The organism is Micromonospora musae (assembly GCF_003626545.1).
Lineage (GTDB): Bacteria > Actinomycetota > Actinomycetes > Mycobacteriales > Micromonosporaceae > Micromonospora > Micromonospora musae.
Window position 1 is genome coordinate 124681 of the sequence record NZ_RAZS01000013.1, and the last position, 14157, is coordinate 138837.

General features: G+C 71.6%; 12 protein-coding genes. 5 read left to right on the forward strand and 7 right to left on the reverse strand.

Annotation, left to right across the window (positions count from 1 at the left end):
* Positions 1-136: 136 nt before the first annotated feature.
* On the reverse strand, positions 137-607 hold the full coding sequence (locus tag D7147_RS28210; protein WP_120683028.1) for a MogA/MoaB family molybdenum cofactor biosynthesis protein: 471 nt from the start codon (positions 605-607) through the stop codon (positions 137-139).
* The gene (moaC, locus tag D7147_RS28215; RefSeq protein ID WP_120683030.1) at positions 604-1095 is read right to left on the reverse strand and encodes a cyclic pyranopterin monophosphate synthase MoaC; all 492 of its coding nucleotides are present in this window, start codon (positions 1093-1095) and stop codon (positions 604-606) included. Before moaC ends, D7147_RS28210 begins: the two co-directional genes overlap by 4 nt.
* 842 nt (positions 1096-1937) lie before the next feature.
* On the opposite strand from moaC, the gene D7147_RS28220 reads away from it, so the two are divergent.
* The 4 genes from D7147_RS28220 (at position 1938) to D7147_RS28235 (ending at position 6930) form a co-directional block, all read left to right on the forward strand.
* A complete protein-coding gene (locus D7147_RS28220) occupies positions 1938-4454 on the forward strand; it encodes a putative bifunctional diguanylate cyclase/phosphodiesterase (protein WP_120683032.1) in 2517 nt (838 codons plus the stop codon).
* 78 nt (positions 4455-4532) lie between these two features.
* Complete coding sequence (locus tag D7147_RS28225) at positions 4533-5873, forward strand: glycosyltransferase 87 family protein (RefSeq protein ID WP_120683034.1); 1341 nt, start codon at positions 4533-4535, stop codon at positions 5871-5873.
* A gap of 9 nt (positions 5874-5882) precedes the next feature.
* A complete protein-coding gene (locus D7147_RS28230; RefSeq protein ID WP_120683036.1) occupies positions 5883-6515 on the forward strand; it encodes a phosphoribosyltransferase in 633 nt (210 codons plus the stop codon).
* Positions 6516-6534: 19 nt separating this feature from the next.
* Entirely contained in the window at positions 6535-6930 is a 396-nt protein-coding gene (locus tag D7147_RS28235; protein ID WP_120683038.1) for a TFIIB-type zinc ribbon-containing protein, read from the forward strand.
* Positions 6931-7119: 189 nt separating this feature from the next.
* On the opposite strand, the gene dnaB is transcribed toward D7147_RS28235, so the two are convergent.
* Entirely contained in the window at positions 7120-9945 is a 2826-nt protein-coding gene (gene dnaB / locus D7147_RS28240; protein WP_120683040.1) for a replicative DNA helicase, read from the reverse strand.
* A 400-nt stretch (positions 9946-10345) separates the two neighbouring features.
* Between dnaB and D7147_RS28245 the strand changes: the two genes are divergently transcribed.
* Entirely contained in the window at positions 10346-11929 is a 1584-nt protein-coding gene (locus tag D7147_RS28245) for a hypothetical protein (RefSeq protein ID WP_120683041.1), read from the forward strand.
* A gap of 116 nt (positions 11930-12045) precedes the next feature.
* On the opposite strand, the gene rplI is transcribed toward D7147_RS28245, so the two are convergent.
* From rplI to rpsF, 4 genes are all read right to left on the reverse strand, one after another.
* Positions 12046-12492 (reverse strand): 50S ribosomal protein L9, encoded by a 447-nt coding sequence (rplI, locus tag D7147_RS28250; protein ID WP_120683043.1) that lies wholly within the window; start codon positions 12490-12492, stop codon positions 12046-12048.
* A gap of 14 nt (positions 12493-12506) precedes the next feature.
* On the reverse strand, positions 12507-12746 hold the full coding sequence (rpsR, locus tag D7147_RS28255; protein ID WP_013289355.1) for a 30S ribosomal protein S18: 240 nt from the start codon (positions 12744-12746) through the stop codon (positions 12507-12509).
* Positions 12747-12787: 41 nt separating this feature from the next.
* The gene (locus D7147_RS28260; RefSeq protein WP_187398745.1) at positions 12788-13324 is read right to left on the reverse strand and encodes a single-stranded DNA-binding protein; all 537 of its coding nucleotides are present in this window, start codon (positions 13322-13324) and stop codon (positions 12788-12790) included.
* A gap of 80 nt (positions 13325-13404) precedes the next feature.
* Positions 13405-13695: a 30S ribosomal protein S6 gene (gene rpsF / locus D7147_RS28265; RefSeq protein WP_120683045.1), complete on the reverse strand. Its 291-nt coding sequence runs from the start codon at positions 13693-13695 to the stop codon at positions 13405-13407.
* Positions 13696-14157: the final 462 nt, after the last annotated feature.

Sequence of the window (14157 nt, forward strand, 5' to 3'; positions counted from 1 at the left end):
CACCGCGCGGCTTGTCGACGGCGCGCGCTCGACCCTTCGCCGCCACGCAGCCGGCCGCGGCACGCGCTCACTGGTCGCCGCGGGCAGCCGGCCGACGGCGTGTGGTCGGAGGCCGCGGCCGATCCACGGCGTGCGCTCAGTGGTCGCCGCCGCGCAGCTGGTCGACGGCGTGGGCGAGGATCGGGCCGAGCACGGCCAGGCCGTCGCGGGCGCCGCCGGTCGAACCGGGCAGGTTGACCACCAGCATGCGGCCGGCCACCCCGGCCAGCCCCCGGGAGAGCGCCGAGGTAGGGACCCGGTCCCGGCTGTGGGCGCGGATCGCCTCGGCGATTCCGGGAATCTCGTAGTCGAGCAGCGCGCGGGTCACGTCGGGGGTCCGGTCGGAGGGCGTGATGCCGGTGCCGCCGCTGGTCAGCACCACGTCGATGTCGTCGGCGAGCGCGGCGCGCAGCGCCTCGCCGACCGGCCCGCCGTCGGGCACCACCACGGGATCGTCGACCTCGCAGCCCAGTTCGCGCAGGCCGGCGACGAGCAGTGGACCGCTGGTGTCGGCGTAGACGCCGGCGGCGGCCCGGTTCGAGGCCACGATCACCCGGCCCCGGATCACGGCCGCTCCTCGGGGCGGACCCACTCGCCGGTCTTGCCACCCTCCTTGCGCAGGACGCGGACACTCTCGACGGACGCCGCCGGGTCCACCGCCTTGACCATGTCGATGAGGGCGAGGCCGGCGACGGTCACCGCGGTCAACGCCTCCATCTCGACGCCCGTCCGGTCGGCGGTGCGCGCGGTGGCGGTGATCTCGACGGTGTCGGTGGTGGGCTCCAGCTCGACGGTCACGGCGTGCAGCGCGATCGGATGGCAGAGCGGGATCAGGTCGGGGGTGCGCTTGGCGCCCATGATGCCGGCGAGGCGCCCCACGGCCAGCGCGTCGCCCTTCGGCAGGCCGTCGCGCCGCAGCAGGTCGATCACCTCGGGCGTCGTCCGCAACCGGCCGGCGGCGACCGCCGAGCGCCCGGTCACCGCCTTGGCGGAGACGTCGACCATGCGCGCCGCACCGGCGGCGTCGACGTGAGTGAGCTGCGCGGATTCGGTCACGGCCGCGAGCCTATCTTCCGGGTACGACCGCTCGGGGCGCGCGTCGCCGTCCTGTCGGCTGGAGAATCGCGCTGCCCGCTTCGGGCCGGGCCGCAAACAGCAAGTGATCGACGCCGGGAGGTGGCCGACGGTAACGGATGGGCGACAGTTCATCCGCCGGTTTCTCGACCGTAACCGAGGACCCGTACCGAATTGCCGGTCAGCACGGGCCCGGCCCGCTGCTCAGGCCCGCCGCGCCGGTGCACCGTGCGCCGCGAAAGTTGCGCCACCGGACGCATGCGCGTGGCGGGTGCCGCCGGTCGCGGAATCCGGATTCGATGGGCGTTCATCTGAACGCCCATCGAATCCGGATACTTTCCGGGTCACGATTGCGGCCGGGGCGGAGAGGACGTAAATGTGGTTCAGGCCGACTGCGGCGCAGGTCAGCCGCGGGGGCGTGCGGGATGTCCGAACTCGCGGTGATTCGGCGAGCCCATCTCACCACAGTTGGGACAAGACGTCCGCACCTCACCGACCAGCACCGGCAGCGTTGCGCGACAAAGCAATCGCATAGCGAAAAGGGTCGACAGCGCTCCGCACAGGCGCGATGGACAGACCGTCACAAACCCTCTTCCTCTTGGCTAATGTTGCGCATACCGACATTTATTTCTTCTAATCATCTCTAGTTGCTCCTAAGCTGCCGTTTCAGAGGGACGAGGACCTCCACGGGAAAGGTCCCGGAATGGCATCGGTACGAAAGGAGCAACGCGATGCGCGGCAGCGACTGGAACTGAGGCTGGGACGGGACTTACCGGCGCCCCGGGAGTAGGCTGCGAACGGCTGAGGCAGTCACCTGGAGTGGTATGACGCTTCCCCCACGACGCGAGAATGAGACCGATCGGCGGCTGATGCTGCTCGTCGGTCTCGTCGTCGTTCTGGCATCCGTCATCGTCGTCACCACACTGCGGCCCGCCCTGACGAGCGCCGCACCGAGATCGCTGAACGACGCCGCCACCCTCGTGATGCTCGCCTTCATGATCGCCGTCGGCACCCTGGTCAAGGCGCGGGTACGCATCAGGTCGACCACGCACTCGATCAGCTGGAACGAGACGGCGATCGTCATCGGCGTCGCCATCGCCCCGCTGCCGTGGGTGGTGCTCTGCACCGTGGTCGGCATCGCCCTGGCGTCACTGCGCCTCTCGCCGATCAAGGTGGCCTTCGGCGTCGGCAAGAACGTCATCGTCGCCTGGGGCGCCGGCACGACCCTGACGGCGCTGGGCTGGCCGTCACCGTCCGGCGACTGGCGGTGGGTGCTGCCGCTGGCCGGCGCCTACCTGGTCGCGGCGCTGCTGGACGACCTCCTGGCGATCCCCGTCATCGCGCTCGCCTCGGGCACGAAGATCGCCCGCAACTTCCGCAGCAACCTCGACCTACGGCTCGGCGGCTTCGCCGTACGCTTCCTGGTCGCCGTCTGCACCCTGCTCATCCTGCAAGCCTCCCCCCGGTTCCTGCTCGCCGTGCCGCCGTTGGTGCTCAGCCTGCACCTCACCTACTCCGCCCGGATCCGCGCCCGGACCGAACAGCAGGCCTGGCAACGCCTCGCCCGGGCCACCGACGCCCTCAACGTGATCGACCTCGACAACGTCCTCACCACCGCGGTCACCCAGGCCGCCGAACTCTTCTCCGCGGACGAGGTGGAGATCGAACTGCGCGAGGGTGACCGGACGGTACGCGGCGGCGCCGACGGCGTCATCGCCTACGACGGGCGGGCCGGCGAGCCCACCCCGGTCGACGGGACGGTGGTGCCGGCCGCGCTGGAGGGGCACGATCGCACCGCCGACGTCGGCGTGCTCCGGCTGCGGTTCCGCGGGCCGGTGCAGCTCTCCGAACGGGAGCAGTACACCCTCCGCACCTTCGCGTCGGCGCTCTGCACCGCCGTACGCAACGCCCAGGCGTACGCGCAGCTCGCCCGCGTCGCCGACGAGCACGCGTACGCCGCCAGCCACGACGCACTGACCGGGCTGGCCAACCGGCGGCAGCTTCTCGAACAGGGCACCGAGCAGCTCAGCACGAAGCACGCCGACGGCGTGACCGCCCTGATGCTGATCGACCTCAACCACTTCAAGGAGATCAACGACACCCTGGGGCACGCCGCCGGCGACCAGGTGCTCGTCCAGGTGGCCGAGCGGCTGCGCGGCGCCGCCCAGGGCGACGAGCTGGTGGCGCGGCTCGGCGGCGACGAGTTCGCCGTGCTGCTGCGCGGCCTGCCGGCGCCGGCGATCGCCGCGCACCGGGCGGAGACACTGCTCGCCGCCCTGCACGAACCGATCGACCTGGACGGCATGCGGATCAGCGTCGAGGCGAGCGGGGGCATCGCCGCCGCGCCGACCGCCGGTGGGATGCCCGAACTGCTCCGCCGCGCCGACGTCGCCATGTACCAGGCCAAGCGGGCCGGCCAACGGATCTCCACCTACGCGCCGACCCGGGACACCGCCGACCTCAACCGGCTCACCCTCGGCGGAGAGTTGCCCCGTGCGGTCGCCGACCACGAGTTCACCGTCAACTTCCAGCCCATCGTCGACCTGGCCTCCGGCGAGATCACCAGCGCCGAGGCGCTCGCCCGCTGGCACCACCCCACGCACGGGCTGATCGACCCGCTGCGCTTCCTGGAGGCCGTCGAGCGCTCCGGGCTGCTGCCGGCCTTCGCCGAGGCGATCCTCGACCAGGCCCTCATCGCCGCGAAGACCTGGCGGGAGGCCGGCTTCGACGTACCGATCGCGGTGAACGTCTCCCCCCGCAGCCTGCTCGACGCGCGTTTCCCCGGCTCGGTGCTGGCCCGGCTGCGCGCCCACGACCTCCCCCCGGACCAGCTGGTGCTGGAGCTGACCGAGACCCTCACCCTCAGCCAGCTCGACGTGGTCGACCGGGTGCTCAGCCGGCTCCGCGACGAGGGCGTACGACTTGCTCTGGACGACTTCGGCACCGGCTACTCCTCGCTGAGTCTGCTCTCCCGAATCCCCGTGCATGAGCTGAAGATCGACAAGAGCTTCGTGACCGCCATGGAGAACTCGGCCGAGGCCGCCGCGGTCATCCGCTCCACCCTGGATCTCGGCCGCAGCCTCGACCTGACCGTGGTGGCCGAGGGAGTGGAGAGCGAACTGCAACGCCGGGCCCTCTGGCAGCTCGGCTGTGCTGCGGGCCAGGGTCACCTCTTCGCCCGGCCGATGCCCGCCGGCATGCTCCTGGCCGCGCTGCAGCGCGGCGCCGGCGGCGGCCCCGGCCTGCTGGCACCGCCGCTGCACGACGCCGGCGCGGTGATCCGCCTCAGCCGCCGCACCGGTGGACGCGGCCGGGACCGGCTCCCGCACCAGCCCGCCTGACCAACCGGTGGCCCAACCCCCGGCCACCTCGACGCGCGACCCGAGCCGGTACGTCGACCGTCTGCCACACTTGCCCGCGTGACCGCCGCAGCCCCGACTCCCCGCCCCCGTGGCTGGCACGCCCTCAGCTCCGCCGGAGGCGGGCTCCCGCTCGACCTCGCGCTCTACGCCGTGTCGGCCGTCTTCGCCGCGATCACCGCGGTCACCTCGACGCTGCTGCCGCACCGCGCCTGGGGTGGCACCGCGGCCGTCGGCTACCTCGTCGCAGCGCTGGCCGTCACCGTCCAGCTGCTGCTCCGGCACCGCCGACCCGACTCCGCACTGACCGGCCTGTCGGCCCGCTGGGCGATCACCGCCTTCGCGTGGGCGACGACCACCCTGCTACCGCTGGCCCGGCAGAGCGCCGAACGTGCCGCCGGACGCACCGACCGGGCGCAGGAGGAGGTCCTCGTCGTCGAGCAGGCCGGCGCCCGGCTCGTCGAGCACGGCACCCCGTACCTCGGCCACGACGCCATAGCCGCCCTGCCCGCCGACGAACGACTGCTCGGCTACACCCCCTACCAACCGGGCATGGCACTCTTCGGACTGCCCCGAGCGGCCGCCGCCGGCTGGTGGACCGACGCCCGGGTCTGGTTCGCGGTCGGCACCGCGGTCGCCCTCGTCCTCGCCGTCGCAGTCCTGCGCCGTGCCGGCACCGGCCCCGCCGGTCGCCCGGCCATCGGTCACGCCGCCGATCTGCTCCGCGGCGTGCAGGCCGCCACCGTGCTGCCGATCTGCGCCCTGACCCTGGCCACCGGCGGCGACGACCTTCCCGTCCTCGCCCTCTGTCTGCTCGCCCTCTCGCTCGCCGCCACCGGGCGGGCCGGATGGTCCGGCCTCGCCGTCGGCCTGGCCGGTGCGCTCAAGCTCTTCGCCTGGCCGGTCGCCCTCGTCCTCATCATCTGGGGCGCGACCCGCCGGGCCGGCCTCCGGGTGGCCGCCGGGGCGATCGGGCTGCCCGTCGCGGCCCTGCTGCCCGCCCTGCTGGTCGACCGGGACGCCCTCGTCGAGAACGTGCTCCGCTTCCCCCTCGGGCACGGCCTGGTCACCAGCCCCGCACAGTCGCCCTTCCCCGGTCACCTGATCGCGAGCGGGCTGCCCGGCGGCCGGCTGATCGCCGCCGGCCTGCTCGTCGCCGCCGGGGCGGCGATCGCCGGGTGGCTCTTCCGCCGGCCGCCGCGCACCGCCTTCGCCGCCGCGCTCGTCTGCGGGTACGGGCTGCTCGCCGCGATCGCGCTCATGCCGTCGACCCGGTTCGGGTACCTGCTCTACCCGATCGCACTGCTCGCCTGGGCGGCCGCCGTGCGGGACCCGGACCGCGCGGACGCGAACCCGGCTCTTTCCGTCAACTGGCAGGCGATGGAGCGCGGCAGGGCGTAGACCTGAGTCATGACGACCTACCGCGACCGCGCCGAGGCGGGTCGGACGCTCGCCGACGAACTCACCGGGCTGGCCGGCGAATCGGGCGTCATCGTCCTCGGCCTCGTACGCGGCGGAGTGCCGGTGGCGCAGGTGGTCGCCGAGCGGATCGGCGCGCCCCTGGACGTGCTGGTCATCCGGAAACTCGGCATGCCCTGGGCCCGCGAGGTCGCATTCGGAGCGCTCGGTCCGGGCGGCGTGCAGGTGCTCAACGAGCATGTGGCCAACCAGCTCAGCGAAGACGACATCGCCGACACCAACCGTCGCGAACAGGCCGAGCTGGAGCGCCGCGACGAGCTCTACCGCGCCGGGCGGTCACCGTTGGACCTCACCGGCCGCACGGCCGTGATCGTCGACGACGGCCTGGCCACCGGCGCCACGGCCCGCGCGGCCGTCGAGGTGGCCCGCCGGCTCGGTGCCCGGCGGGTGGTGGTCGCGATACCCGTCGGCTCACGGGAGGCGAAGGAGACGCTCTCGGCCGAGGCGGACCAGGTCGTCTGCGTACAGTGCCCGCCGGAGTTCATCGCGGTCAGCGCCTACTACGAGGACTTCCACGAGGTGGACGACGAAGAAGTCGTGCAGGCGTTGACGGCAACTGCGTGACCCGACCGGGTACCTTCGGGTGATGAGTCTCACCTGTCCCAAGTGCCACGGAGAAATGCGCCAGTACGAACGCAGCGGCGTCGTCATCGACCAGTGCGGCGAGTGTCGGGGAATCTTCCTCGACCGGGGCGAGCTGGAAAACCTGTTCGCGGCGGAGGCGAACTGGAGCAACCAGCAGGCCGGCTCGGCTGCCCACGGCCAGCCGGCCCATCAACCGGCCCACCAGCCGGCCGGTTACCCGCCGCCCCCGGCCCCCGCCCCGCACCAGCCCGGCTACGGCGCAGTGCCGCCGCCACCGCCGGCGCACGGCTACCCGCCGGCCCCGGCGTACGGCCACGGGCAGCAGCACCACGGCTACCACGGCCACTACCGGAAGAAGAAGCACAAGAGCTTCCTCGACGACTTCTTCGGCTGAGGTCGCCACACGAGCGGACGGCCGGCCCGGCGAGTGCCGAGGGCCGGCCGTCCGGTCGTGACCAGCGGATTAGCGGCCTCCGTGCGAGGCCGACCCGATGAGCAGTGGTGCCCTGGTACGCCTCCGCCAACGCCTCGTGTTGCGCCGCGGTGCTCTCCGCTGCTCGGCTGAGGTCGACGGAGCCGGCTCTCAGACGATCGCCATGTCGACGAAGCGGGACAGGTGCAGCTGGGCCGCGACGGTCACCGTGTCAGTCGGCCCGTTTCGATGCTTGGCGACGATGAAGTCCGCCTCACCGGCCCGAGGCGACTCCTTGTCGTAGTAGTCGTCGCGGTGCAGCAGGATGACGACGTCAGCATCCTGCTCGATCGAGCCCGATTCACGAAGATCGGACAGCTGGGGCCGCTTGTCCGTACGCTGCTCCGGGCCACGGTTCAGCTGGCTGACCGCGATCACCGGGCACTCGACCTCCTTGGCCAGCAGCTTCAGGCCACGGGAGAGGTCCGCGACCTCCTGCTGGCGGCTCTCGGTGCGCTTCGGTGAGGTCATCAGCTGGAGATAGTCGACGACGATCAGCTTGAGGTCGTGCCGCTGCTTGAGCCGGCGCGCCTTGGCTCGGATCTCCATGAGGTTCATGCTCGGCGTGTCGTCGACGAAGAGCGGGGCCTCGCTGATCTCACCCATGCAGCGGGCCAGCTTGGTCCAGTCGTCGTCGGAGAGCTGGCCACTGCGCAGTACGTGCAGCGGGACGCGCGCCTCGGCCGAGAGCAGCCGCATGACGATCTCGACCTTGCTCATCTCCAGCGAGAAGATGGCGGACGCCTGGTTGGCGCGGATCGCCGCATTCCGGGCAAAATCCATGCTGGCCGTGCTGTTGTGGGTGGGAATCATTGCTCTGCTGGCGAGGTAGAGATGCTCGGGATTGTCAACGGTGACGCACCGGACCGGCACGCTCGGAACCGGCCTGACGTCGACGATGAACCGCGATGTCGTGCGGACGTCGGAGACCGTTCGCCGGCGCGCTTCGTGTGCCGCCCGCTTCCGCGCCAAACGGAAGATCGGATCCGGGGTGGAGAAGTTCAGGGTGTATGCCGTGGAGGAGGCCTCAGTGCGTCCACGCACGGACTTCGTGTTGACCGTGCAGCGGTAACCGAGACCGACCACCAGTTCGCGTACGTCCTCGGCAAGCCGCTTCGAGGTGGAGGTGTACTGAAGGTTCCCGGCAGGAGCGACCGTTCCGTCGGTGTCCATCAGCCCGGCGAGCAGCGCTCGTCGTTGTGCCTCCGAGGCGCGCAGGTACGTACTGGGAATGTGCTTGTCATCCGTGACACCGGCCTGTCGAAGCAGGCCGAGGAACGATCCGTTCCGCTTGTGACAGCCGGCGCACCGCCGCGTCGTCGCGTTCTCACGCAAAGCTCGGGTGGACTGGCCGCAGTCAACGCAGCTTCCGGCCCTCAGCGAGGTGGGCGGGTCGGGCAGCAGGATGGTGTAGACCATCGGGCCACTGGGGCGGATGACATACCCGTCCGCCTCCACGTGCGCGAGCATCTCGGCATCGGCGGTAGTGAAACGGCTCGCGTCGGCGTGTCCGTCGCCGAGCCAGACCCCCAGCGTGTACGGCGATATCGGCAGGTCGCGCTCCGGCAGGCGTAGCGGCCCGCAGTTGCTCACGGCGTGATTGAGCCGTCGGTCTGCGGTAGCGGTACGCAGCGTCGCAGCGATCTCAGCGGTGGTGACCACGCTCTCGTGGCGGGCTCGGTTGCCCGCGTTGACCGGGCGCTGGACGCGTTCCAGCAGCGCGGTCAGCAGCGGCCGGGCCGGGTATCCCGGCGCTGTCCAGTTGCGCTGCTGGCCCGCCCTGACAACGGGACGGCTGATCCGTGCCGTCGAGCCGACCTCGCGGGCGACGGTGTGCAGGGTGTGCCGAAACTCCGGACCGACGTGCTCAAGCACCCGGGCCAGGGTGATCGGCTCGTTCCCGTCGCCGACGAGTGTGGCGTGCGCCGTCCGTACCTTGGTCAACGAGGACTCGGCCCAGTGCCGGCTCGGATGCTCCGGGCCCTGCCGGCGGCTCGCCCGGGTCGTGGTCTTCCACAGGTGTTCCGCGTCCGCCACGATCACCGTGCCGTCGCTGAACTCGACCTCGTAGCAGGGGCGGTCGTACATGACGTCGAAGGCGTGTGTGACCGTGGTAGGGCTGCCGTCCGCCGCCAGTAGTTCGTCGCCTGCCTCCACCTCGCCCATGGTGGTCCAGCCCTCGGGGGTTGGAAGCGGGGTGTCGAGTGCGAGGGCCTTCCCCAGACCAGGTCGCCCGGCCACGATGATCAATTGCCCGCCGTGCAGGCCGTTGAGCAGTCGGTCCAGATCGGTGAAGCCGGTCGGCACGCCGGTCATCACGCCGCCCTGCGCGCCGACCGCCTCGATCTCGTCCAGGGTCGGCTGGAGCATGTCGGCCAGGACGGCGAAGTCCTCGGTGACCCGGCGCTCGGTGACGTCGTAGACCGCCTGCTGGGCGAGGTCGACGATGTCGTCGACCTCGCGGCTCCCGCCCTGGGCGGTGCCGTAGCCGAGCTGCACGATCTTGGTGCCGGCCTCGACCAGCCGGCGCAGCACCGCCCGCTCGCTCACGATGCGGGCGTAGTAGGCGGCGTTCGCCGCGGTCGGGACGGCCGCCATGCAGGTGTGCAGGTACGGGGCACCGCCGATACGGGCGAGATCACCCGAGTCGGCCAGCGCGGCGGCCACGGTGATCCCGTCGGCCGGCTCGCCCCGGCCGTAGATGTCGAGGATGGCGTCGAAGATGGTGGCGTGCACCGGCCGGTAGAAGTCGTTGGTCTTGAGGATCTCGACGACGTCGGCGATGGCGTCCTTGGAGAGCAGCATGCCGCCGATGACGCACTGCTCGGCCGCTATGTCCTGGGGCGGGGTGCGTTCGAACTGACCGCTCTGCTGGGCAGGCACCTGAGGTTGCCCTCCGGCGCGCGACTCCGCCCGCATGTCGTCGGTGACCGACACGGTCCCCCCTCCGCTGCGTCGGATCCTCGCCCCGGCTTTTCCCTCCGGGTGCGACACTCCTGTCGACCGGACCCGGCGCGATCGGGGGTCATCGCGCGGACGGTCGGGGGCCAACCATACGGAACCCGAGGTCAGCGACTCAACACCGGCGGTGGACGAGCCTCGGGACAACCTGTGGACGCCGGTGGGCGGACATGTGCGCAGGGTGTGCACAGGCTGTGGACAACCGTTGGGGAATTCGCCATGACACCCGCGTTGAGCTGGGATTACGCGATCCCCAGCCTGTGGATGACAAGTTTTCGGTCAGATCGGGCCGTCCTCCGTCCCGTACTATCTCCACCGGATGGCTACACCTGCGCAGCGCATTGCGCCAACGGTTGAGAAGGGTCACGCTCCGGCCGTGAGTTACCGGGACTGGGGACGCGGGGAGAGCCGCCCGCGCGCGCGTGAACCGATCGCCTCATGGGACGAGAGCGTGGCGCCCGACCCGGTCGCCCCCTACCGCTCCGACGCGCGCGGGCAGACGCCGAGTCGTCGTCGGCCACGCGACCGGGGGCAGGACGAGCCCGTCGACGCCTACCTGCCGGGCTGGGCTGTCGATTCCGGGATTCGCCGGGCCGACGGCGGTGGACGGCACGCCGCGCCCGACGACGATGACGAGGCCGTTCGGCCGAACTCCGGCGGGGGTCGGCGCGCCGTCGACAGCACCGGCAGCCGGCGGGAGAGGTCATCGACCCCCACCGGCTCGGTCTCCGACCACACCGCGGAGTGGACGCTCGACCGCCCCCAGGACCAGGGGTATGTGGGTAGCCGGCGAGCCGACCCGGCGCAGGACGGGCCGACCTCCGGCCCGATCGCGTCGCGCCGACCTCGACGGTCGTCCGCCGGGCGGCCTCAGGTGATCTGGTCGGGAGGCGGGGAGTCGGAGGAGCCGGCCGCTCCCGCGGAGCGGGCGCGGCCCACCCGGCGGGCCAGGCGGGCGGCGGAGGAGGAGCCTCGGCCCGCCGTCGACCCGTGGGAGCCGACGACGGCGCGGCGGGCCGACCAGACCGAACCGACGTATCCACCGGCGGTGGATACGTGGGACGCGTCCGGGCCGCAGCCGACGCCGAAGGCGGTCGAGACGGAGCCGTGGGACGCCTCGGGGGTGCACGTCTGGCCGACGGTGGGCGGCGTCGACCGGTGGGACGACACCGGCCAGTGGGAGCGGTCGGAGCTCACCGGCCGCTGGGCGGAGCCGGACCACACCGGCGAGTGGGACCGGCACGGGGCCGGGTGGGACCGGGAGGCGGGCGGGTGGGACCGCACGGAGCCGCCGCGCTCCCGACGGGTCGCCGCCGAGGAGGGTCCGGGCGGGTCCGGCGAGGACGAGGGTTTCTGGGCGGGTACCCGACTGGCGGGTGACGACCCGCGCTGGACGGATCCGGCGGCGTCCGCGCCGCGCTCACCCGTGGTGGCGTATTCGACGCCGCGGCCGCGAAGCGCGCCGGGTGCGTACGGGCCGAGTCGGCGGCGCACCGACCCCATCGGCGCGCCCCGGGGCACGGGCCGCACGCCGCCGCGCCGGCAAGTCGACCCGGTCGGGTCGTCGCGCACCTGGACGCGGCGTCTCGAGGACGATCTGCTCGACCCGGATCCGGGTGGAACGCTCCGCTCGCTGCTCTACACCGCGGCGTGTTACCTGATTCCGGCCGTTCTGGTCCTCGCGTGGTTGCTGACCCTCGACGCGCGGCCACCGGCGGGCTGCGTCACCGACATCACCGGTGGAGGCTGCGATTCGGACCGGGCTCACGCGCTCGGCTCGCTACTCGCCGGCGCGCCCCGCTTCGGGGTGGCGCTGGCCAGCAGCCTCGTGGTCGCGGCCCTGCTGCGCAAGGTCGGAACGACGTGGCGCTCCACGACGATCGCGCTCGCCTCGGCGGTGGTCGGCGGCGGCCTGTCGACGGTGTTGATCAGCGTCGTGACGGGTCAGCCGATCGGCTGACCGGCCGGGCTGGACCCGCCGCCGCGCGCCCTACCGGAGTCGCGCTGCGATCTGCTCGGAAAAGGCCGGAGCCCGCACCGAGCGATCGGTGCGGGCTCCGGGTGGTGCGTGATGCTTCAGGACGCGACGACGTTCAGGTTGAACGAGGCCGTGACCTCCGGGTGCAGCTTGATCCGCACCGGGTAGGCGCCGGTCGACTTGATGTGACCGGGCACCTCCAGGCGACGCCGGTCGAGAGCCGGGCCGCCGGCGGCCTTGACCGCATCGACGATCTCGGCCGGGGTGACCGAGCCGAAGAGCCGTCCGCCGTCGCCGGCACGGGCCTTGAGGCTCACCTTCAGGCCTTCGAGCTGGCCCTTGACCTCGTTGGCGTGGCCGAGGTCGCGGATCTCGCGGGCCGAACGGGCCCGCTTGATCAGGCTGACCTGCTTCTCCGCGCCCTTGGTCCAGGCGATCGCGAAGCCCTGCGGCAGCAGGTAGTTACGGCCGAAGCCGTTCTTCACCTCGACGATGTCGCCAGGGGCACCGAGGCCGGAAACCTCCTGGGTAAGGATGATCTTCATTTCGGCGCCTCCTCTCAGCGGGTGGTGGCCGTGTACGGCAGGAGCGCCATCTCACGGGCGTTCTTGACCGCACGGGCGATCTGCCGCTGCTGCTGCGAGGTCACGCCGGTCACCCGCCGAGCGCGGATCTTGCCGCGGTCGGAGATGAACTTCCGCAGCAGCGCGGTGTCCTTGTAGTCGATGTAGGTGATCCCGTCCTTGTCGAGCGGGTTCACCTTCTTCTTCGGCTTGCGAAGTGCCGCAGCCTTGGCCATTGCTCTTGCTCCTGGTTTGCGATCACGGGCGCTCGGCGCCATTAGAACGGGGGCTCCTCGTCAAAAGATCCGCCGCCCGAACCGGAACGCGAGGGGGCGGGCGCGGCCGAAGCCCAGGGGTCGTCGAAGTTGCCTCCGCCGCCACCCTGGCCGCCACCACCGCCACCACCGAAGCCGCCGCCGCTGCCGCCGGAGCGGGCCATCTTCTGCACCTTCGCCGTGGCGTAGCGCAGCGACGGGCCGATCTCGTCGACCTCGAGCTCGATGACGGTGCGCTTCTCGCCCTCGCGGGTCTCGTAGGACCGCTGCCGCAACCGGCCCGACACGATCACCCGGGCGCCCCGCTGGAGCGACTCGGCGACGTGCTCGGCGGCCTGGCGCCAGACGGTGCATGCGAGGAACAGCGGCTCGCCGTCCTTCCACTCGCCGGACGCCCGATCCATGAACCGGGGCGTCGAGGCGACGCGGAACTTGGCGACCGCAGCCCCGGAGGGGGTGAACCGCAACTCGGGGTCATCGGTCAGATTGCCGATGACCGTGATGGTGGTGTCTCCTGCCATGACCATCTCCTCGCGCACTCATCGTCTCGCCGTACAGGCTCCCAGAGCCGTACGACAGCGTGGATGAGGCTGATCCGGGCGAACCGGGTTGGATACGCTCAGCGCATTTCCGGCCGAATGACCTTGGTACGCAGCACGGACTCGTTGAGTCGCAGCTGACGGTCCAGCTCAGCCACCGCCGCAGGCGTCGCCTGCAGGTCGATGACGGCGTAGATGCCCTCGGCCTTCTTGTTGATCTCGTACGCGAGGCGCCGGCGGCCCCACACGTCGGTCTTCTCCACCGAGCCACCCGCGGTCCGGATCACGTTCAGGTACGTGTCGAGCGACGGGGCGACGGTGCGCTCCTCGAGGCTGGAGTCGAGGATCACCATGATCTCGTAATGACGCAAGACGTGCTCACCTCCTGTGGGCTAAGCGGCCACGGTCCTTCCGTGGCAGGAGGTCGTGCGTCGTGGACCGCGCCGGAGTCGGGGGAACCCGCCCGGACGCGGACAACCGGACCAGGATACCCGGTCTGGACGATCATGCCCGGGCGGCCGTCCGCTGGGCTGGGCGCGAGTCGCCGCCGGCCCACAGCCCCGGCTCGACGACGGAGCGCGCCGGTCGGGGCAGACGGCGGCGGGGCAGACGCCGACGGGCAGACGGCGACGGGGGCCCGCGCCGAGCACCAGGCTGGCAGCGGACCCCCGTCGAAGAGGCCGCGGGGCGTCCCGTCCGCATTCCTTGGGTGGGACCTGGGGAGGAACGACCACACCGATGAGGTTGGACCGGAGACGCCCCGCGGAGCTTTATCGTGTTGTTACCTGACGATACAACGGCTCTCGTCACTTGTTGGGGGATTGGCGTAATTT

Excerpts from the sequence above, each read along its gene's own strand:
- D7147_RS28220 (WP_120683032.1), top strand. The coding sequence starts at position 1,938 with ATGACGCTTCCCCCACGACGCGAGAATGAGACCGATCGGCGGCTGATG.
- D7147_RS28230 (WP_120683036.1), top strand. The coding sequence starts at position 5,883 with ATGACGACCTACCGCGACCGCGCCGAGGCGGGTCGGACGCTCGCCGAC.
- rpsR (WP_013289355.1), bottom strand. The coding sequence starts at position 12,746 with ATGGCCAAGGCTGCGGCACTTCGCAAGCCGAAGAAGAAGGTGAACCCG.
- rplI (WP_120683043.1), bottom strand. The coding sequence starts at position 12,492 with ATGAAGATCATCCTTACCCAGGAGGTTTCCGGCCTCGGTGCCCCTGGC.